Below are 20,671 nucleotides of genomic sequence, written 5' to 3'. Positions count from 1 at the left end.
AAGGCCCTGACAGTTGGTTGTTCAGGGCCTCTGCGGAGCGCGTTCAACCGCCTTGCAGACGCGCTTCGCAGGCTTCGATCGCCGCTTGCTGGCCACAGACCAGCACCCGGTCGCCAGGCTGCAGGCGTGGGCCCGGATTGAGCGGCAGGTCGTTGCCGTCACGCTGCACCCCACGGACATCGACCCCTAGCTCTTCCAGTCCCAGCTCTTGCAGCAACAGATTGCAGGCGTGGGCATCGGCGTCGAGTTTCACCGCGTGCATCTGCACGGCAGGCGGTTCGTGATTGTCCTGGGTGCTGCTTTGGGTGCCGTGGTAGAAACCGTGCAGCAGGCGATAGCGGCTGTGGCGCACTTCATCCACCGTGCGCTGTACCCGCTGCTCCGGCAGGCCGAGCATGATCAGCGCATGGGACGCCAGCATCAGGCTCGACTCCAGCAGCTCCGGCACGACTTCATTGGCCCCGGCGGCCTTGAGCTCGGTCAGTTGGCTGTCATCCCGGGTGCGGACCAGGATCGGCACTGTCTTGTCCAGGCTGCGCGCGGCCTTGAGCACACTCAGGGCAATGTCGGTTTTATCCACGGCAATCACCAGCAGCCGCGCCCGCCCGATGCCCACCGCCGTCAGCAGATCAGCGCGCCGGCAATCACCGTAGTGCACGCAACTTTCTGCTGCCGAGGCTTCCTCGACCCGCACTGGATCATCATCCAGGGCGATGTAGCGCAATTGCTCGTGGCGCAGAAAACGCCCGATGGACTGGCCGACCCGGCCATAACCACAGATCAGCACATGGCCCTGCAGGGTGGCGTTCTGTGCGCTGATCTCCTCCAGTTGCGCGGCTTGGTTGGGCTTGCGGTGCAGCCTGGCGGTAATCAGTGGCGCGGCGCGCAGCAACAGCGGGGTCAACAGCATGGAACAGAAGGTGGCGGCCAGCAGCAGGCTGCTGATCTCTGGCGGGATCATTTGGCTGAGCTGCATCTGCGCCATCAGGGCGAAGCAGAATTCACCGCCCTGGGCCAGGGCCAGGCCGCTGCGCCAGGCCGTCTCGCCGTCGCTGCCGCGCAGTTTGAGCAAGACAGCCACCACCGAGCCCTTGATCAGCAGCAGGGCCAGGGTCAGGCCGAGAATCAGCGGGGCATGATCGATGAACAACTGCAGGTCGATGAGCATGCCGATGCTGACGAAGAACAGCCCGAGGAGGATGTCGCGGAACGGACGTATATCGGCCTCGATCTGGTGCCGGTAATGACTTTCTCCCAGCAGCATGCCGGCGAGGAAGGCGCCCAGAGCCGGTGACAGGCCCAGCAGGTGGGTGAGCCAGGCGGTCAGCAAGACAATCACCAGGGCCAGCAGCACGAACAGTTCCGCGGAGTGCGAGGCGGCAACTTCATGGAACAGCCGGGGTAGCAGCCAGCGACTGGCCAGCAGCAGGCCGAAGAACAACACCAGGGTCTTGCCCAGGGTCACGGGCAGGGCCCAGTACCAGGCCTGGTCGCTGCTGCCGGCGAAGACCGGGACCAGGGTCAGCAACAGCACCGCCACGATGTCCTGGAACAGCAGCACGCCGATGGCGTTCTGCCCATGGCTGCTGAAGATCTCGCCGAGGCTGGTCAGCTCCTTGCTGACGATAGCGGTGGACGACAGGGCGAGGCCCGTACCGAGCATCAGCGCAGGAATCAGCGGCATGCCGAACAAGGCCAGGAGTGCGCCGAGGATCAGGCCGCTACAGAGAACCTGCAGGCTGCCCAGGCCAAACACCACGCGGCGCAGGGCCAGCATCTTCGACAGGGAAAACTCCAGGCCCAGGGAGAACAGCAAGAAAACCACCCCCAGCTCAGCCAGATCCGGCAGATCCTCACTGTCGTTGACCCAGTCCAGGGCGGTGGGGCCCACCATCAGCCCGACGGACAGGTAGCCCAGCACCGGCGGCAGGCTCAGGCGCCGGAACAGCGCGATGACCACCAGTGACGAGGCGAGAATGATCAGTAGATTGGCAAACAACGGGCATCTCCGGACAAGGGGCAGGCTGGGTAAAGCCTGGAGGCAAAAAGGCCGCGAGGATCACCCGCGCGGCTGAGAACCTTCCTGACTCATGTCATTCTTTGTCGAGAATGTCTCATATTCACGAGCCTTCGCTATGCTCAGAAACTGTCGATAAACGCGTTGCCCGGGTTGTGGGGTTATCCACAGGACCCAGCCAGTGAGTAGCCGGAGAGGTATATGGAGCGTCTGTATTCACTGCAAGGGTTGCGTGGGGCCGCGGTGTTGGGGGTGGTGCTGTTCCACATGATGTCGGTGGAAATCAAATACTCCGGTGGCGACATCCTATTGCCGATTTTCCTCAATTTCTTCCAGCTCGGGGTCGACCTGTTCTTTGTCATCAGCGGCTTTGTGATGGTCATTGTCAGTCGTGGACGCTTTCAGAAAAGCGTCGAGACCCAGCGCTTCCTGTTCAATCGGTTGTCGCGGATCTATCCGACTTACTGGTTGTATTTCTTCATCACCCTCGGGGTGTACCTGTGGCAGCCGGGACTGGTGAACACCTCCCATGGCGGCTCGAACCTGTGGATGTCGTTCCTGCTGTTGCCCAATGATCGGGTATTGCTGGTGATGGTGGCCTGGTCGCTGCTGTTCGAGTTGTGGTTCTACCTGATGTTCACGCTGTTCCTGTTTTTCAAGGAGAAGCGCCTGCCGCTGATTTTGCTGCTGTGGGCGTTGGCGCTGGTGGTTTTCAACCTGTTGCAGGACTGGCAGGACTATTCCCCGGCCCTGAAGATCATCCTCCATCCCTATGCTCTAGAGTTCATCGCCGGCAGCGCCCTGGCGCTGTTCTTCTATGGGCCCTATAGCGCCAAGGTGCCCACCGTGCTGGTCTGGGGGGCTCTGGCGGCGTCGCTGTTGGTAGGTTTTCCGCTGATCTATACCTATCAATTGTTCTTTACCGAAGGCTTGCCGAGGATGCTGGCGGTGGGGCTGACATTCGGTACCCTGACCTTGTCCCTGGCCTTGTTGGAGCGTCGGCAACTGATCCGGATGCCGGCCTTTCTTACTGCTACTGGTGATATGTCCTACACCATCTACCTGTCTCATCTGCTGGTGCTGGGGGTGGTGGGGCGGGCCTGGCTGGTGATCGGTGCCTGGCCCTCAAGTTATGTGGATAACCTGGTGTTCATCGTTCTGATGATGGCCGCGGTAGTCTGCTATGGCTGGGTGGGGTATCACTTTTACGAGAAGCCGATCCTCGATCGCGCCACGGCCTACTGCAAGCGCCGTTTCCGTTCTGCCCCCAGCCACAAACATTGCGATCCGGCGTAGTTGCCTGTGTCCTTACTGCTTATTCGGGTAGTCATCGATGTCGAAAGTCCTCAACGGAAACCTTGACGCCATGAAAGTCCTGCTGGCGGTGATGGTGGTGGCGCTGCACTGCAAGCTGCTGGGCGGCAACTACACCTGGGCGGGCTACTTGTTGTGCAACGGCCTGTTCCGGGTGGCTGTGCCGACGTTTTTCATCATCAATGGTTATTACCTGTACCAGACCCTGAGCGGCGGCCACTCCTTTGCCCAGTGGTTCAAGCGGGTCCTGCTGATCTACTTGTTCTGGATGCTGGTCTACAGCCCGCAGTATGTTGATCCGGCGACCATTGCCAGCATTGGCGGGGTGCTGGGGGTGTTGAAGAGTCTGCTGATCGGTTATTTCCACCTGTGGTACCTGATGGGCATGCTCGGCGGCGGGGTGATGTTGCTGGTGCTGCGTCACTGGCGCTCGAGCGTCCTGATCGGTCTACCCCTGGTGGCGTTTCTGATCGGCCTGGGCCTGCAATACGCACGGGTCTATTTCGAGTTGCCCAATGGGTTTCTCCAGCATTTCAATCAGAACGACTATACGGCGCGCAATTTCCTGTTCATGGGCTTTCCGTTCATGGCCATTGGTTTCCTCTGTGCCCGGCATCAAATCGCGCAGCGCGTCGGTCGGCGCGGTATCTGGTGCTGGTTGTTGCTCGGGCTGGGGTTGACCCTGGCCGAGGCCGGGCTGAATTTCGCCTTGCGCGCTGACGTCGAGCAGAATTTCGATTTCCTCGCGTCGTTGTTGGTGATCACACCTGCGCTGTTCCTGTTGCCGATGGTTTACCCCCGGGCATCCGAGAGTAATTTTGCGGCGAAGCTGTCTTCGGCGGTGTATTACGTGCACCCCTGGTTCATTCTTGGCGCCTTGTCTCTGGGGATGTCCTACGGCAATTCGATGGCGGGGCTGGTGCTAGCGCTGGCCTTTGGAGTGGCACCGTTGTTGATTCTGGCCAGTCGCCGGGTCCGGTTCATTCTTTGATCGTGCCTTGGTCGACGGCTTTTTCTCCTGGGCCTAGAATAACCACCTGTTCCTCAATGGTTACTTCGTCATGCCCCCTGAATGCCAATTGTTCGGCACCCTTGGTTGCCACCTGTGCGAACTGGCCGAGGCCGAGTTGATGCCGCTGGTGGAGCACGGCCTGATGGTCGAGCTGGTGGACATCGCCGACACACCGGAATTGTTCGAAACCTATGGTCTGCGCATCCCGGTGTTGCGCCGCGCAGACAATGGCGCCGAACTGGACTGGCCCTTCGACGCCGAGCAGGTGGTGGCGTTTCTGCGCTGACGCCTGGTCCGATACAGGATTACTTCCGCCTGTCGCTCGCGGTTGGAATTCATTGGCGAGATCCGTCGATTCGGTTACTGTATGCATATACAGCTATCGAGGAGTCTCGCCATGTCTCTCACTTTCCTCACCGGTACCGAACGCTCCAAGCCGTCGCCAGCCCGTTTCCTGGGGCTGGGAGACAGTGACTGCGCCTCCTGGGCCAACGAGCCCAGCGGCAGCGGGTTTTCCCTCGATCGGACCCTGGGGCTTGGTGCTCCACAGATCCACGGTTTGCTGGTCGATGATGACAACCTGCTGGGGTTCGGCATCTACCCTGGAGACCGCCTGATTGTCGATCGCTCGGCCACGCCGGTGGTTGACCAGTACCTTGTAGTACGCCCTCAAGGCAGCCTGGAATACTCGCTGCGCCTGCTGGCGCCCGACCCCCGTGGCGGCTTGCTGCTCAAGGCGGCGCGCCCTTCAATCTCTTCCATCGTTCTGGATGACCTGGGGTCTATGGAGATCTGGGGCGTGGTGTTGTGGGTGGTCAGTTATGTGGGGCGCAAGCAACCCTGATGGATGTGGCGGACGCTTCAAACCGATAAAGGAATAGAGATGGTCAATGTCGAACAACTGAAAAACAGCGTGAACAACATGTCCAGTGATGTAGTCCGTGAGGCGGTGCTTGAGTTGCGCCTGGATGGATTGGTCACCGAGGGCAAGACACCCTTCAACAAGCTGCACTTCAATACCTGCTTCGCCGAGATCGAGGCTCTGTTCCAGCGCGCGGGTTACCACCGGCAACTGGATGTGGTGGGTTACCAGGGGTTGCTTTACGCACTTTATGACCCGGGGCGCTGGGAGGCGGTGGATGTGCTGCGCTGGCTCAAGGAGTTCACCGAGGCGGCGGCCCAGGCCAAGCAGTCTTGCGCTTGATGTCGAGGAAACTGTTCCCTAGGCTCCTGGAGATTGCTGTTGGATAATGCCGCCTTGCATTGATCCCTCGAGTTTCTGTATGTCTTCTGCGAGTTTTTCAGCTGCACAGCATCAGGCCAGCACCTTGTACCTGCCCCCCGGTTCCTGGTCGACGGTACTGGAATGTCTGTGTGATCACTTCAAGGCCATCAGCCGTGAGCAATGGCTGGACCGTATTGCCCGTGGCCGGGTGCTGGACGGGCAGGGCCAGCCCATCAGCCTGGAGTTGGCCTACCGCGAAGGCCTGCGGATTCATTACTTTCGCGAGGTGCCGGACGAGAAGGTGATCCCGGTGCAGGAGACGATCCTGTATGCCGACGAGCATCTAGTGGTCGCAGACAAACCGCACTTTCTTCCCGTCACTCCGGCCGGCGAGTATGTCGAGCAGACCTTGCTACGACGGCTGATCCGCCGCCTGGATAACCCACATCTGGTGCCCTTGCATCGTATCGACCGGCATACGGCGGGGCTGGTGCTGTTTTCCGCTGATCCCGGTAGCCGCTCGGCCTATCAGGCGTTGTTCCCTACCCGGAAGATAGAAAAACGCTACGAGGCCATTGCCCGGGCCTTGCCGAACCTGGACTTTCCTCGGGTCCACAAGAGCAGGCTGGTGGACGGTGAACCCTTCTTTCGCATGCAAGAGGGGGAGGGGCCGAGCAATACCGAAACCGCCATCGAGGTCAGGGAAAAACACGCTGACCTGTGGCGCTACGCCTTGTATCCGGTAACGGGCAAGAAGCATCAATTGCGGGTGCACATGAGTGCTCTGGGAGCGGCAATCTGCAATGACCCGTTCTACCCCGAGGTGCTCAAAGACGCCGAGGACGATTATGCCAACCCGCTGAAATTACTGGCTCAGGGCCTGCGTTTCATCGATCCGCTGACCGGGGAGGAGCGCGAGTTCGAAAGCGGCATCAGTTTGCAATGGTGAAGTTCCACGGGGCAGAAACGATAAAACCCGCACCAGGCGGGTTTTATTGCTTTCAGATCGACAACCGTCAGGCTTACAGCTCTTTGACGGTACGGATCTGATCCTTGTTGATGCGAGTCTGCTTGCCGTCCAACTGCTCAAACTCGTAGAAGCCGGAGTCCTTGTCGTATTTAGGGGTGTCGACGGCCTGGATTTCGCGACCGTCATTCAAGGTGATCACTGTTGGCGAGGCGCAACCGGCGAGAGTGGCCAGGCCCAGTGCGAGCATGAGAGTGGCGAGGGTCCGTTGAGTCATTGTGTGTCTCCGAAATGAGTACTTTGAGTGCTGGTCTTCAGACGTATACAACGTCTGCAAGTTCCTTGGCCAGGGACATTCTGCCACGTTGCCAGACAGATCGCAGGCGTTCGAGACGGCAGATGGAATCTTCGTGCAGCATGGCCTCAGTCTGCATTCGTTGGCGTGTGAGGCGCTATCACAAGCCGTGTCGGGGATGGCCGGCTCCGCAGCGGCGGCGGATGAGAGCGCTGTGATATAACACCGGGCTGTTCCTCCTACCACGGACCGAGCCTATGAAAGCCAAGGCTGATGTGCCTTTTGCCCCATTGAACATCGCGGTGTTGACTGTCAGCGATACCCGCACTCTGGAAACCGACACTTCTGGACAAGTCTTCGTCGAGCGCCTGAGCGCCGTAGGTCACCGTCTGGCAGCACGAGTCCTGCTCAAGGACGATCTGTACAAGATCCGCGCCCAGGTTGCCACCTGGATTGCTGATGACGTGGTGCAGGTGGTGTTGATCACCGGTGGCACCGGTTTCACGGGGCGTGACAGTACTCCGGAAGCGGTGACTTGCCTGCTGGATAAACAGGTCGACGGCTTCGGCGAGCTATTCCGGCAGATTTCAGTCGCGGACATTGGCACCTCCACTGTGCAGTCCCGTGCTTTGGCAGGGTTGGCCAACGGCACCCTGGTGTGCTGCCTGCCAGGCTCCACCAATGCGGTGCGCACCGGCTGGGACGGAATCCTCGCCGAGCAACTGGATTCGCGGCATCGCCCGTGCAACTTTGTGCCTCATCTGAAACAGGCGGCACCCTGTGAATCCCGTGGGTAAGCCGGGCAAGCATGGCGCCTTGATGCCGGTGGAGGAGGCTCTGGAGCGTTTGCTGGCGATGGCTGCAGCGGCGCCTATTGTCGAGCGTGAGCGATTGCCGTTGGCGGCCACTGACGGCCGGGTGTTGGCCGAGGCGCTGATCTCCAACCTGGACCTGCCACCCTGGCCCAACAGTGCCATGGATGGATATGCCTTGCGCCTGGAGGACTGGAAGGGTGAACCGCTGCCAGTCAGCCAGCGGATCTTTGCCGGACAGGTCCCCGAACCATTGCAGGCGGGAACCTGTGCGCGGATTTTTACCGGCGCTCCGGTACCGGCGGGCGCGGACTGCGTCGAGATGCAGGAAAACGCCCAGGTCCAGGACGATCAGCGGGTGCTCTTTACCGAGCCCTTGAAGGTCGGGCAAAACATCCGGCCCCAGGGGCAGGAGACCACTGTGGGCGAGCAAGTGCTGGCGCCCGGCACGCGTCTGGGGCCGATCGAGCAAGGCTTGGCCGCTTCTTTGGGGTGTGCGGAGCTGGAGGTAGTGCGTCGGGTTCGGGTCGCCGTGTTGTCAACCGGTGACGAATTGCTGGAGCCGGGTCAGCCTCTGGGACCGGGACAGATCTACAACAGTAATCGGGTGTTGTTGTGCAGCTGGTTGCAGCGCCTGGGTTGTGAAGTACTGGATGCCGGGATTCTGCCTGACGATTTGCCAGCAACTCGCCAGCGTCTGGCGGAGCTGGAGGGGGTCGACCTGATCTTGTCCACTGGCGGTGTGTCGGTCGGGGAGGCGGACTTTCTTGGTGTCGCATTGCGCGAAGCCGGCGAGCTGGGCATGTGGAAGCTGGCAATCAAGCCAGGCAAGCCTCTGACCTTCGGACATTTTCGCGGTGTGCCGGTGATCGGCCTACCGGGCAACCCGGCATCGACGCTGGTCACCTTTGCCTTGTTGGCGCGGCCTTATCTGCTGCGGCGCCAGGGTGTGCAGCAGGTACAGCCATTGCGCTTCCAGGTGCCGGCGGGGTTTGTCTGGCCACAGCCCGGCAACCGCCGCGAGTACCTGCGCGGCCGCCTTGAAGGTGGGCGGGCAATCATCTACCGCAACCAGAGTTCCGGTGTCTTGCGCAGTGCAGCCTGGGCGGAAGGCCTGGTGGAGGTACTGGAAGGGCGGACCCTGGTCGAAGGCGATTGGGTCAGTTTCATTCCCTTGAGTGAAGTGCTGGATTGACCCCGGTGTGGTGAGCCCGGTCGGGACCGGGCTCACAGGTCGCCGTTCAGCGCAGCAGCAGTAACAGCAGCAGGCCGAAACGGCTGTGGAAACCCCAGGTCACCAGGCCAGCCAGCATGGTCGCCGCCAATACCAGCCAGGCCAGGCGCTTGAGTGTCGGCAACAGCCTGGAGTGGCGTAGGGACGGTTCGGACGAGAGTGGTCGATCGAGTTGTCGAGCCGGGTTGCCGGTCAGCCATGAGTTGCCTGTCATGCGGTTGAGCGAAGAGTACGCTCGCGGATAAAGCCCCTTGTCGTTCATGACGGTGCACTTCCCTGTATGAGGCGTCAGCGCCTGACATGCACAGTCACTGATTGGCTCCGTAGGGTCAATTCAGGCAATTCTCTTTCTTCAGTCAGAAAAATCACTTTAAGGCGGGCGCGGCTGTTCAGGCGTAGGGGCTGTCCCAATAGCGTTTGTGCATCCCCAGGTTTTTCTTCAAGGCCAAAGGCAGGTAACGCTCCTGCTGGCTGAGTTTGTAGGCGAGCAATTTCAGCGCATTACGCAGCAACGATCCGGGCCATTCCATCATTCGTCCGAGGCCGAGGAACTTCAGTTCGGATTTGACGTAGCGCAACCCCTCACCGCCGGCGCCACCAAAAGCCTGGCGAATCCAGGGTTCCCGGGCATGGAACACGCCGATGTCGAAGTAGCGGCGAAACTCTTCCTTGAGGCTGTAGTTGTGCGAATGGCGGCAACAGGCGCTGCCTTCATAGGCGACCTTCCAGCCCGCCAGGAGCATCTTGGCGCCGACGTACATGTCTTCGGACAGAATCACGTGGCTGGGAAAGCCGCCAACCTGCATCAGCGCCTCGCGTCGATAGGCAGAGAAGGAGTTGGACATGAAGGCGGTCTTGATCCCCAGTGCCGGCACATCGGCCAGGCTTTTCACCTGGGAGGTCGGCGGGTAGTTGAACCGCCGTGCATGGCTGGCCAGGGGACTGGCATTCAGGTGTGGCAGTTGGCGCCCACACACGGCCCCCACTTGCGAGTCGGCGAAGGGGGCAATGATGTGGGCGATGCCATCGGCGTCATCCAGGTAGGCATCCTGGGTCATGAACACATAGACATCGTAGTCGGCATGGCGCTCTACCATCAGTTGCCGGGTACCACCGTGATTGAAATCCCGGCCGTCGATGCGCAGCACATTGGGGCAGCGGGACAGGGCCAGCTCGTAGGTGCCATCGCTGGAACTGGAGTCGACGATCAGGGTATCGAATGGGGTGCTCTGGATCGCCAGGGAATCCAGCAGCCGGGCCAGATCCTGGCAGCCGTTGTAGGTTGGGATCACACACGCTACGCGTAGTGTCGCCATGTTCGATATCTCCGGTTCCAGTCAGGTTCAGGTCAGGTTTTGGCGCCAGGGTCGCAGCCAGGCTGCGAGGATCAGCAACAGCAGCAGACCGCAGGCACTGCTCAGTCCCAGTTGCCACCAGATAGAAGTCAGCGGGTGCAGGAACAGCGCCGCCAGTACCATGCCGCCGATACCGATCAGCCAATGACTGCGCCATGGCACCAGGCCCAGCAGTTGCTGGCGTCGCATCAACAGCAGGCCGGTGAGGACAACGCCGCAGATGGCTGCCAGGGCTATCCCGATCAGGCCAAAGACGTACGGCAGCAGGGCCAGCAGCAATGCATTCAGCAGACTGCCGGCCAACTCGCAGTTGAGCGGCATGCGGGTGTCCCCTGCGGCGTAGGCATAGCGCGCCAGCAGGGCGTTCCAGGCGCCGAACATCAACGGTACGGAGAACCACGCCAGCAGTGTTGGTAGAGGGCTGTCGGCGGCCTGATTGGGCAGCAGCAGGTGCACCAGCGCCGCCGCCGCACCGATCAGGCCGACCACTGCCGGAATCGTCAGCAGGGTGGTGGTACTCAAGCCTTTACGCAGCAAGCCCAGGCGTTGTTCGCCGGAACTGCCGCTCATCAGCCCGAGCAACACTTGATTGAGGCTCATCAGGGCAATCAACGGCAGATTGATCAACTTGCGTGCCAGGTTGATCCAGGTGACGGCCCCTTCCCCCAGTAGCGATGCGGCCATACGCTCCAACAGTGCCAGGCCCTGGCTGGCCAGGTTGCTGCTCAGCAATGGGCCGATACGCTGCAGCAGCTCGCGCCCGGCCCCGGGTGCTGCCTGGAAGCGCCATGGGCGCCAGCCGTCCCGCAGCAGGCTTGGCAGCAACACGGTCGGCATCAGCAGGCTGCCTAGTACACAGGCGGCCGCCAGTCCGCCGGGCGTGGCGTCATGATGAAAACTGGCCAGGTAGATCACCGGCGGCAGGTTGAATAGCAGTGAACCCAGGCCCGCCAGGACAAAGCGTGCGCGAGCCTGCAGAGGAACGCAGAACAGGCTGTGGAGGATGAACCCTGGCGCGCACCAAGCCAGCCAGTGCAGGCCGCCGCTGGCCAGGGTGTAACCATCGTTGCCCAGGCCAGGCCCGATCAAGCGCACCCATAAGGGGGCGCCAAGGCTGAGTACACCGCCCAGTACCAGGCCACACAGCAGCAGGCGCGGTGCCAGGGCACTCAACCAGGCCTGTTGCTCAGGGGCCGAGCGTTGCTGGTACAGCGGCAGCGCGGCAGCACTGAGCAGCCCGGCGGCCAGGGCCATGCGCAGGGCCTCGGGCAGGAACATCGCCACCAGGAAACCGTCGCTCTGCCCCCCGGCCCCCCAGGCTGCCACCAGCAGCCATTCACGGGCAAAGCCTGCGGCCAGCCCGGTCAGGGTGGCCAGGGTCAGCCACAGCGTTGCACCGAACATGGGCGCGGTTCAGTGGAATAAAGTGAACAGGCCTTTGCCGCCCACTTTGTAGTTGAGGTTGCGGCAGCGTTCGCCTTTGATCGCCGCGTCCGGCCCGCTGACGATGGCGTAGGGGGGGACCGGCTTGGATACTACCGACTGTCCGCCGACCACTGCGCCTTCGCCAATGTCGGCGCCAAAGGACAGCAGTGCGCGACTGGCGATCCAGGCGTAGTCATGGATATAGATCGGCCCGCCCACCGCCCAGAACTCCGGCGCCTTCAGGTCGTGGCCGCCGGCGATGATCAGCACGTGGGAGGCAATGGTCACATGGTCGCCGATGATCAGCCCGCCGCGGGCATCCAGCTGGCAGTGCCAGGCGATGGTGCTGTCCTGGCCGATGCGCAGGCTGTCGATGCCAAGCACTTCGGTATTGCGCCAGACCGTGGAGCCCTTGCCGATCTTCGCCCCGCCCATGCGCAACCAGAGCAGCCGCAAAGTGTGGCTGGGGATCTTGCAGATCAGGATGTTGTAGATCTGCTCCCAGGTCCGCAGCATGCGGTCGCGCAGGGTTGGCCAGTTGATGCCATACATGGGAATCAGCGCACCTTTGACTTCACGGCCGAGCAATGCATAAAAGCGTCGGGGCAAGGGCGGCTCGATCTTCGATTCGATATTCAGGTAGCTGATATAGGTCAGCACATTGTCCTTGAGCGGCTGCTCGAACAGCACGTCGTTTTCCAGCATCCACTGATAGGCTGCCTCCAGTTCCTCGAGGTTCACGCCCATTTTTTGCGCATATTCAGGCAATGCCTGTTTCAGGTTCTGCGAGTGAAAGATGCGATGTTTCATGAGCGGATTCCTGAGGGAAGTGAGTCTGAAATAACCCTTGATGGCGAAAGCTTGGCCTTGAGTCGCAGGCGCCTGGCCTCATGCAGGTTGAGGCCCAGCAGCAGCCAGAACAGGGCAATCAATACTTGGGTAAAACTGAAGTAGTGGTCGAACAAGCCGCTGATCAGGGCGGCGCTGAGGCCTGCGCTGCTGCCGAGCCAGAGGGCGTTGTCACGGGTCAACTTGACCTGTAGACCGGGGCCACGGGTTTCCCGCCACCAGCTCCAGATCACGGCGATGAACAGCAACATGCCGGGTAGGCCGATCTTGTAGATGTAGTTCAACCACAGGTTGGAGATCCCCCACAGGCCTGTGCCCGGTACCGGGGGATCAACCTTGAAGCCGATGCCGAAGGGGAACATCGCCATGGCCGCGGGGAAGTGTGAATACTCGTCGACGCGTACGCTGGTACTGGCGTCGTTGGAGCTGAACAAGGTCAGCAGACGATCCTGCAGCGGTGGGTAGGACATCAGCAACAAGGCTCCGAGAACAAACCCGCCCATGAGCATGCGCCCGGTATAGGGCACCCGCTGACGAGCCATCCAGATCAGTACCAGCAACAGGCTCAGCAATGCCCCGCGGGACCCGGAAAGCAACAGCCCGACCGCTCCCAGCAGCGCCACGCACAGCCCCAGCTTGCGCTCCCAGCCACTGCGGGTCAGGCCAAAGCAGAAGGCCAGGGGCAGGATCAGCGCCATGGCCCCACCAGTGACGTTCGGGTGCATCCAGGGCGAGCCCATGCGATCGGCCAGGGCGCTGAGGCTATCACCCAGGGTCGCGATACCGCCGTATCCGAGTTTCTCCAGGATCGGCGTCATGGCGGTGGCACTGCCGTTTTTCAGGAACACCGGAATCGACAGCAGCAGGAGCAGCAGGGTCCCCAGCAACAGGCCGCAGACCAGTTGCTCCCGGGCCTTCTGTTCCTGCAGTAGGCGCGGTACCAGGAATAACGCCGACAGATTGAGCAGCCAACGTACCCAGTTCACCGGCCCGTTGCCCTCGGCGTTCACCGTCAACTGACCAATGATGAAAGGCAGGGCACTGAAGGCCATCAGTGCCAGCAGCAGTTTTTCGGTGCGCAACAGCTTGGGCGGGCGCGGCAGGTTGGAGAACAGGCTTTGCGCCAGAATGCTGACCCAGACCAACAGCAGCAGTGCTTCCGAGACCGTGGTGCGGATGCCGATCTGCACCGTTGAATAAGGCAGGAAAGTCGCCAGCACGGCGAACAGCAACAGCCCGCGCAAGGGCTGGCGGATCACCGTCACCGCGGCCGCGAGGCCGACCATCAGCACCAGCACCGTGAGCGGCGGCAGCAGCCAGATCAGCACGCCGAACACCAGGCTGAAGATCAGCGCCAACGGCAGAGCGATGGGCATTACTTGAGCTCCTCGAGCAATTCATTGAAGCGTTGGCGATAGGCGTTTTCGGCGTAGCCAGTGGCCCAGGCCTTGAGCGCCTCTGTGTTGTCCTTGGCAGCGCTGGCCAACTGCACCATCAGTTGGCTCAGCGCGCCGCTGTCGCTGGGTGAGAAGCGCGGGCTGTCGGTTGGGGTGATCTCATCCAGGGCCGAGCCGCTAGCCACCGCCACCGGGGTGCCAACACTCAGGGCCTCGATCACCGGCAGGCCGAAGCCCTCGGCGTAGGACGGCTGCCACAAGCGCTGGGCCTGGAGGTACACGGCATGTAATTGGCTCTCGCTGAGATCACTGAGAAAATGCAGGCCATGCAGCACCCGCAACTCGCTGGGCAAGTGCTCGGGTGCACCGACCAGCACCAGTTCCGGCACCTCGGAGGATTGCTGGCGCGCGGCCTGCCAGGCAGCGACGAACCAGGGAATGTTCTTGCGTGGTTCGCGGGTGCCCACCGCCAGCCAGTAGCGCTCGGGCAGTTGCAGATCGGCGATATCGGCGGGCTCGCCGTGAAAGCCGTTGACCAGGTTGGGCAGCACCCGGACCTTGTCCCGGGCCGCGGGGAAGAGCTTCACCAGTTCATCGGCGGTGTACTGCGAGGGGGTCCAGATCCGGTCCGCCTGTTTCACCGAGTGGCCGATGGACAGCTTGTCACTGAGGCCATAGACCCGCTCCTTGAGCCTGGAGCCGTGGCTGTTGGTCAGGGTCAGTTGGAACAGGTCATGCAGTTGCAGCACATATCGCAAGTCCTGGGGTTTCTTGCCCAGCGGCAGGCCCATGTTGAAGTTGCAAATGTACAGCTCGACCCCTGCCTCGCGCAGGGCGCCAGGTAGAAAACCGCCCTCGAAGCGCAAGCGACTCGGCAAACGGTGGATTGCCTGCAAGGGCGCGCCCCAGCGTGGACAATGCACGTGCCGGCGCAGGGGATGGTCCTCCGGGGCCACGCCGAACAATTGCAGGCTGACATCCGGGTGGGCACGCAGGGCGTCTTCCAGTGCCAGGTTCTGCCGGCCGATTCCAGTGTTGCTGTAGCCCGCGGCGGGGCGGTAATCCAGACCTATGCGCATACGGACACTTCTTCTTTGACAGAGGGGAGTTGGTGGTAGACCGCTTCCAGCTGGGCGGCGGCGGCGGTCCAGTCATGTTCGGCCAACACGTAATCGCGTCCGGCCGCGCCAATGCGCTGCAGGCGCGCAGGGTCGGCCAGGGCTTCGGCAAGAATCTGCGCCAGGGCGCCGGGGGTTTCGCTGCCCAGGTAGTGCCGGCCGTTCTCCACCTGCAGGCCCGAGGTGCCCTGGGCAGTGGTGACCACCGGCAAGCCGGCGGCCATGGCCTCCAGGACTTTGAGCTTGGAGCCGCCGCCCTGGCGTAGCGGGGCGAAGAACAGCGCCGAGCGCCGTTGCAGGTCCCGCAGGTCAGGGACAAAACCCTGCCACTCGATGCGCGGGTCCGGCCAGCGCTGGCGGAAACTGTCCGGCAGGGCGTAGCCGCAGATGGCGAAGCGCACTTCGGGATTGAGGGCCCACAGGCGCGGCAGGATTTCCTCGAGGGCCCATTCCACAGCGTCCAGATTGGGGCTGTATTCGTAGTTGCCGATAAACAGCAGGCGCTGGCTGGTGAGATCCGGCTGCACCGCCGCGTAGTGTTTGCAATCCACGCCGTTGACCACCACTGCCGCAGGTTTTCCGCTCAGCCGGGCCAGGGTCAGGGCATCCTGCTCGGTCACCGCAATGACTCTTGCGGCTTGCTGGAACACACGGCGCTCCCAGCGTCGGTAGCGCCATTGATCATAGCGGGTGAAGGGTTTCGACCAGGTCGGCAGGCGGTCGTAGCTCGCGGCGCCCAGGGCTGATTCGACATTGTGTTCGGTAAGAATGAAATCCCGCTGCAGTTGCTGCAGAGGCTGCTCGAAGGGCTGGAAGCTGTAGCTGTGTTCGATCTGGATCACATCCCAGGGCTCGTGCAGCAACTCACGAAAGCGTTGCTGCAGCGGCCCCGCCAGGCCGTTGATGTCGGCCAGCATCGGATAGGGCGCGAACAGCACCGAAAGAAGGGTCTTGAGGCTGCGCAAAGGCCGTCGTGGCAGCACGATCAGGCGCTCCAGCCAAGGCTCCAGGGCGGCGCGAGTGGCTTCGTCCAGCGGGGTCTTCGACTGCACCAGCAAGGTGATTCGATGGCCCCGGGCCGCCAGCGCCCGCAGCAGATGGTATTGCCGGGTCTTGCCACCACTGGTGGCGGGCCAGGGCAGGTAGGGCAGGGTCCAGAGGATTTTCAAACTCACCACTCCAGAAGTTGCAGGCTGGTTTTCAGCGGGACGCTGAGGCCCTGCGGCCCGCTCAAGTTGGTTTGGGTGCCGGCCAACGGGTCGTGCAACACTGCGGCATTGAGCCCGGGAACTTGCAGGCTGCTGCCACTGGCACTCCAGAACATCCACACATGGGAACCGTTGGGGCGGGTCCAGGCGATGCTGTACAGGTCATTGGGGGCGTTGCTCAACGTCGGTGGATCATCCGGAATCAGGCTGGGACCGGTGGTGTCGAGAAAGTACTTGAGGGCGTTGTACACCGGCTTGGGTTCGCCTCTCAGGTCCACCAGGCCATAGGACTGATCACGGTTGCTGGCACGGGCATCGAGGTCGCTCAAGTTGAACAGGAAGATCCGCTGGTAATCCATGGTTGCCATCAGTGCCAGGCGCCGCAAGGTGTAATCGGCCTGGCCATTGAGGCCGATCATCGCCTGCATCTCGCGGGCGCCGGTGGTGTAGCTCGACCAGCCCCACTCGGTGGCCCACACCTGCTGCACGCCGCGGCTGTGCAGGGCGTCGTTGAGGAAATTGCCGCGAACCAGGAAGTCTTTTGCCGCGGCATCGTCGCCTTCCGGGAACTCTGAATAAGGGTGGTAGGCAGCGATCAGGTTCTCGGAGCCCAGGCCCTGTTCCAGCAGGTCTTTGAGCATCAGTCCCTGAGTGCTGCGCATCTGGCTGTAATAGGCCATGCCAGCGGTGGCCACGGGTTTGTCGGGAATGGCTGTACGAATGGCGCTGGTGGTGGTGTTGAGCAACCGGTCGTAGGCGTTGGGGTCTTCTTTGGGCAGCCAGACGATATTCGGTTCGTTCCACACCTGCCAGGTGTTCACCTGGGGATAGCGCAGGGCGAGCATCTGCATGCGTTGGGCGAAAACGTTGAAGTCCTTGGGCGGGTACTGATCGGAGGGCGTCGCACCGTTCGGAACGTTGGCGGCAAAGGGTGCCGAGCCGACCATGTAGGCCAGGATGTTGTACTGGTGGCTGTGCATGGCATTCATCGCGCCATCCAGGGCGTCGAGTTGCAGGTTATTTTCGCTTGGCTCGATCATCGCCCAGTGAATGGCCAGGCGGACCCAGTTCAGGCCGAGGGCGTTGAGCCGGTTCATCTGCTTTTGATAGACGCCCGGATCGAAGTACTGGAACTGCGCGTTGACCCCGAGGAAATCCTTCCACACCACCGGGTGCGAGCCGCGCAGGCTGTTGTCCGCCAGAACCGGCCCGCAGAGGCTGCCCAGCCCTAGCAGCAAGGCCAGCAGGATGTTCGCTTTACGCCACATGTGCCGACCCTCCACACGCTTGTGCGAAGACCTGGGCAAAGCGTTCGGCGGTATGGCTCCAGACCCTGCGGGAACCGATCACGCCAGCGTGCTCGGCCCAGCGCTCCACTCGTTCGGGACTGGCGCACAAATGGCTGAGTTCAGCTGCCAGGGCCGCGACATTACCTTGAGGAAAGATCACGCCGTTGTCTTGGGCCACTTCCTCGGCGAATGAGCGGGCATCGGAAGTGATAGCCCCACGACCGCAGGCCACGGCCCATGACAAGGCGCCGCTGGTACCCCGCAGTTTGCCCAGGAGCTTGAGTTTGCTCGATTCGCGGTAGGGCAGCACCATCACATGGTGGGCCTGGATCAGCTTGGGGATATCGTTGGCTGGCAGGTCCAGCTGCCAGTCGATGCTGTCTTGCAGATTCAAGCGCTGGATGTGCTGGCGCAATTGATCGAGGTAGCTGCCGGCGGTGCCGAAGGCCATCTCCGGTTCGCTGCCGCCAGCCAGGGTCAGGCGCATGCGCTGGCGCATTTCGGGCTGCTGGGCAAAGGCCATGGCCAGTGCATCCAGCAGGTCTTCGATGCCCTTGCCGCGATAGATGAAGCCGAAATACAGCAGCCTCAGAGGCAACAAAGGTGGCAGGGGCTGGGCGGGGATCGCCAGGTTACCGTGGGGGATTACCATCATCTGCTCGGCCCGCAACCCCATGCGCTGGCGCAGGCAGGCGCTACCGGCTTGGGTCAGGGTGATCAGCCGGGTAAGGCTGCGAGCCAGTTGCTGCTCCTCGTACAAGCAGATCGGATCGCTCAGCACCGTGGCGATTTGTGGCAGAGGCGAGGGCAGTCGCGCGGCCCACGACAGTGGCCAGGGCAGTTTGGCCCGGCGCCAGACCAGGCGCTCCGGATCGTGCACCGTGGCGCTTAGCGGCAGCTGGGGAAAGCGTTGGCGCAGGGCTTTGAGCGCGTGAAATTCCGCGAGTCGTCCACCGCCCAGTTCGGCATGGACCAGGTCGATGCCCTGCCAGTCGGTTTGCGCTACGCGTTCGATGGCCCGATCGGGATCGTTGCCAATCCCGGCCAGAGGCGTGCTGATCCGCAGCCCCAGACTCTCCAGTGCGGCCCGCAGATGCCCTGCATAGTCGGCAATACCGTTCTGCTCGGGGGCCATGGGGGCCAGCAGCGCGATATGCATCAGCTGTTGCCCCTGACCCGCGCCATGAAGCTCAGCACGTTCTCCGGAATCCCAAAGCGCCGACGGTTAATGATGATGCCATCGACCCGCTTGAATGCGGTATTGAGGATCGACAGGGCATTTTGCAGAACCGGTACGGTGGTGGTTTCGGCCTCGACGATCAGGGCGATCAGGTTGGCCTCCCGCAGGCTGACAAACGCCTCCTGATTGGAGAAGAAACCCGAGGCCTCCAGCAGCACGATTTCACCGGGAGCGGCCTTGGGCGCGCCGTTGATCCGCACGTTATGGCCGCGCTCCTGCAGCAGGTCGCGCAGATGGCTGGTGACGAAACTCACTCCTTCTCCATGGCGCGCCGAAGTCAGGCCGATCACCAGCCCTTGTTCCGCCACCTGTTCCAGGGGCAAGACGCCGTACAGACGATAGAGGCTGGCAGTGAAGGCACTGTTGCGTTGCGGCAGGTGGCTGTCGAGGTCCTGCAGGCTGCTCCAGACCTTGACCCCGAAGCGCTCTTCGATCTGGTCGCCATCATGGATGCGTTGATCCAGCAGGTAGAAGAAATACAGGGCCAGCAAGCCCACGGCCAGGCTCAGGGGAATGGCCGCCAACAGCATAGTCAGGCTTTTTGGAAAGACTCGGCTGGGCTTGAAGGTGGCTTCCTCGATCACTGCGATGTTGCTGATCTGGCTCTGATCCAGCTCGCGGTCGATTCGGGCTTTCTCGGTGCTGTCGCTATACAGCGCAAAGCTTTTCTCCGCCGCGTTGAGCTCGCGCTGCAGGCGCGCCAGTTCGGGTTCCATTGCCAGCGCCTGGCGCCGGTCCTGCTCCAGCTTGAGCAATTGGGCTTGTTGCTGGGCGGCCTGGGTTTGCAGGCGGCTGAGGCTCGCCTGCTGGTCGGCGAAACTGTTTTGCAGGCGGGTATAGACCGGGTTCGGGGCCAGGTTCTCACTGCGCTGCACCGTGCTGTTTTCCGACTTGAGCAACGCTTGCAAATTGGCGATCGCACTGTCCATGGCCCGCACCGGTGGAGCGCCTTCCTTGAAGGTGCGGAGCATTTCCTGGCGTTCGATCTGCTTGGCGTTGATCCGCTGCTGCAGGTCCTGCCGATCAGGATTGAGGCTCATCTGGCGGCCGATGCTGATCTCTTTCTTCATGCTGTTGAGCTGCTTCTGGATGGTTTCCAGGCCGCTCTTGGTGGACGCCACTGCACGGGTGGTATTGAGGTGTTCACCCTTGAGGTTGTTGAGGTTGCGCGAGATGTCGTTGAGGCGCTCTTCGATGCTCACCGCACCCAGTTGGTTGAGGTAGTCGGCGATCTGTTGCTTGTAGCCGAGTATGCGCTGGTTGGTGTTGGCGCTTTCGCTTTCATAGAAGGCATACAGGCTTTTGCGTCCGAGGGTTTGCGCGCGCTCCTGCTGGTATTGTTCGATCCAGCTCTTGACCACTGTCTGGGCCACTTGCGGGTCGTTCCAGGTGAAGCTCACCTCCATCACCGAAGAGCCTGGCGTGTGGGTCACGCTGAAGTTTTTCAGCATGCGTTCGGTCAAGCGCTCGACCGCTGTCTGCTTCTCCAGCAGGCCCACCAGTTGCAAGGCCCCGCGCAGTAGATCGACGATGCCTTCCAGGGCGCTTTTCAGGGCGTTTTTTACCGTACTCAGAACACCGCCAGGCTGGGGTTGGCGGGAGAGGTCGTCGAGGTACTTTTCCGCTACTTTGCGAGCAATGGGTTCGCCGCCGAGGATGCGTTCCTCATCGATGATCGGGTCACGCTGGGCGCTTGGAATCACCACCGCCTGGCGATCGGCAATCTCGATCGGCAGGGTGCTAGTGTCACGCCCCGGCTTGACCAGCAGCAACGCCGTGGATTCGAAGCGGTTGGGCAGCAGGAAGGCCCCCAGCACAATGATGATGAAGGTCACCAGCACGGTAATTTTGACTTCGCGCTTGAAGATGAAAAACAACCGCAGCAAATCGCGAAAGGAACGGATATTGATCATA

The 20,671-nt window shown here is 61.8% G+C and carries 20 protein-coding genes; 8 read left to right on the top strand and 12 right to left on the bottom strand.

Going from position 1 to position 20,671, the window contains the following annotated elements; genetic code table 11:
- Positions 1–43: 43 nt before the first annotated feature.
- Entirely contained in the window at positions 44–1,999 is a 1,956-nt protein-coding gene (locus tag GV819_RS15600; protein ID WP_161756954.1) for a cation:proton antiporter, read from the bottom strand.
- Positions 2,000–2,218: 219 nt separating this feature from the next.
- On the opposite strand from GV819_RS15600, the gene GV819_RS15595 reads away from it, so the two are divergent.
- The 6 genes from GV819_RS15595 to GV819_RS15570 all read left to right on the top strand — a co-directional run bounded on the left by GV819_RS15595 (position 2,219) and on the right by GV819_RS15570 (position 6,517).
- Positions 2,219–3,313 (top strand): acyltransferase family protein, encoded by a 1,095-nt coding sequence (locus GV819_RS15595; protein ID WP_161756953.1) that lies wholly within the window; start codon positions 2,219–2,221, stop codon positions 3,311–3,313.
- 37 nt (positions 3,314–3,350) lie between these two features.
- Positions 3,351–4,322 carry an acyltransferase family protein gene (locus GV819_RS15590; protein WP_161756952.1) on the top strand — a complete coding sequence of 324 codons (972 nt, stop codon included), beginning with the start codon at positions 3,351–3,353 and terminating at the stop codon, positions 4,320–4,322.
- Between the two features lie 70 nt (positions 4,323–4,392).
- Entirely contained in the window at positions 4,393–4,629 is a 237-nt protein-coding gene (locus GV819_RS15585) for a glutaredoxin family protein (protein ID WP_161756951.1), read from the top strand.
- Positions 4,630–4,740: 111 nt separating this feature from the next.
- Positions 4,741–5,187, top strand: coding sequence for a S24 family peptidase (locus GV819_RS15580; protein ID WP_161756950.1), 447 nt, complete (start codon positions 4,741–4,743; stop codon positions 5,185–5,187).
- A gap of 39 nt (positions 5,188–5,226) precedes the next feature.
- Positions 5,227–5,547, top strand: coding sequence for a transcriptional regulator (locus GV819_RS15575; protein ID WP_161756949.1), 321 nt, complete (start codon positions 5,227–5,229; stop codon positions 5,545–5,547).
- Positions 5,548–5,626: 79 nt separating this feature from the next.
- The gene (locus GV819_RS15570; RefSeq protein WP_161756948.1) at positions 5,627–6,517 is read left to right on the top strand and encodes a pseudouridine synthase; all 891 of its coding nucleotides are present in this window, start codon (positions 5,627–5,629) and stop codon (positions 6,515–6,517) included.
- Between the two features lie 73 nt (positions 6,518–6,590).
- On the opposite strand, the gene GV819_RS15565 is transcribed toward GV819_RS15570, so the two are convergent.
- The gene (locus tag GV819_RS15565) at positions 6,591–6,812 is read right to left on the bottom strand and encodes a YgdI/YgdR family lipoprotein (protein ID WP_161756947.1); all 222 of its coding nucleotides are present in this window, start codon (positions 6,810–6,812) and stop codon (positions 6,591–6,593) included.
- Between the two features lie 275 nt (positions 6,813–7,087).
- Between GV819_RS15565 and moaB the strand changes: the two genes are divergently transcribed.
- Positions 7,088–7,627, top strand: a complete 540-nt coding sequence (gene moaB / locus GV819_RS15560) for a molybdenum cofactor biosynthesis protein B (protein WP_161756946.1) — start codon at positions 7,088–7,090, stop codon at positions 7,625–7,627.
- Between the two features lie 22 nt (positions 7,628–7,649).
- The gene (locus tag GV819_RS15555) at positions 7,650–8,837 is read left to right on the top strand and encodes a molybdopterin molybdotransferase MoeA (protein ID WP_178126015.1); all 1,188 of its coding nucleotides are present in this window, start codon (positions 7,650–7,652) and stop codon (positions 8,835–8,837) included.
- Between the two features lie 46 nt (positions 8,838–8,883).
- On the opposite strand, the gene GV819_RS15550 is transcribed toward GV819_RS15555, so the two are convergent.
- The 10 genes from GV819_RS15550 to GV819_RS15505 all read right to left on the bottom strand — a co-directional run bounded on the left by GV819_RS15550 (position 8,884) and on the right by GV819_RS15505 (position 20,670).
- On the bottom strand, positions 8,884–9,138 hold the full coding sequence (locus GV819_RS15550) for a hypothetical protein (RefSeq protein ID WP_161756944.1): 255 nt from the start codon (positions 9,136–9,138) through the stop codon (positions 8,884–8,886).
- Between the two features lie 127 nt (positions 9,139–9,265).
- On the bottom strand, positions 9,266–10,192 hold the full coding sequence (locus GV819_RS15545; RefSeq protein WP_161756943.1) for a glycosyltransferase family 2 protein: 927 nt from the start codon (positions 10,190–10,192) through the stop codon (positions 9,266–9,268).
- Between the two features lie 27 nt (positions 10,193–10,219).
- Positions 10,220–11,635: a lipid II flippase MurJ gene (locus GV819_RS15540; protein ID WP_161756942.1), complete on the bottom strand. Its 1,416-nt coding sequence runs from the start codon at positions 11,633–11,635 to the stop codon at positions 10,220–10,222.
- A gap of 9 nt (positions 11,636–11,644) precedes the next feature.
- Positions 11,645–12,466, bottom strand: coding sequence for an acyltransferase (locus tag GV819_RS15535; protein WP_161756941.1), 822 nt, complete (start codon positions 12,464–12,466; stop codon positions 11,645–11,647).
- Positions 12,463–13,881: an O-antigen ligase family protein gene (locus GV819_RS15530; protein WP_161756940.1), complete on the bottom strand. Its 1,419-nt coding sequence runs from the start codon at positions 13,879–13,881 to the stop codon at positions 12,463–12,465. Before GV819_RS15530 ends, GV819_RS15535 begins: the two co-directional genes overlap by 4 nt.
- Complete coding sequence (locus tag GV819_RS15525) at positions 13,881–14,981, bottom strand: glycosyltransferase family 4 protein (protein ID WP_161756939.1); 1,101 nt, start codon at positions 14,979–14,981, stop codon at positions 13,881–13,883. Before GV819_RS15525 ends, GV819_RS15530 begins: the two co-directional genes overlap by 1 nt.
- Positions 14,972–16,189, bottom strand: coding sequence for a glycosyltransferase family 4 protein (locus GV819_RS15520; protein WP_161756938.1), 1,218 nt, complete (start codon positions 16,187–16,189; stop codon positions 14,972–14,974). Before GV819_RS15520 ends, GV819_RS15525 begins: the two co-directional genes overlap by 10 nt.
- 2 nt (positions 16,190–16,191) lie before the next feature.
- On the bottom strand, positions 16,192–17,496 hold the full coding sequence (locus GV819_RS15515; protein ID WP_161756937.1) for a cellulase family glycosylhydrolase: 1,305 nt from the start codon (positions 17,494–17,496) through the stop codon (positions 16,192–16,194).
- Entirely contained in the window at positions 17,486–18,676 is a 1,191-nt protein-coding gene (locus GV819_RS15510) for a glycosyltransferase (RefSeq protein WP_161756936.1), read from the bottom strand. Before GV819_RS15510 ends, GV819_RS15515 begins: the two co-directional genes overlap by 11 nt.
- Positions 18,676–20,670, bottom strand: a complete 1,995-nt coding sequence (locus GV819_RS15505) for a GumC family protein (protein WP_161756935.1) — start codon at positions 20,668–20,670, stop codon at positions 18,676–18,678. Before GV819_RS15505 ends, GV819_RS15510 begins: the two co-directional genes overlap by 1 nt.
- Position 20,671 lies beyond the last annotated feature (1 nt).

Source organism: Pseudomonas sp. Fl5BN2 (assembly GCF_009908205.1).
GTDB lineage: Bacteria > Pseudomonadota > Gammaproteobacteria > Pseudomonadales > Pseudomonadaceae > Aquipseudomonas.
This window is presented reverse-complemented; position numbering and strand designations above follow the sequence as displayed.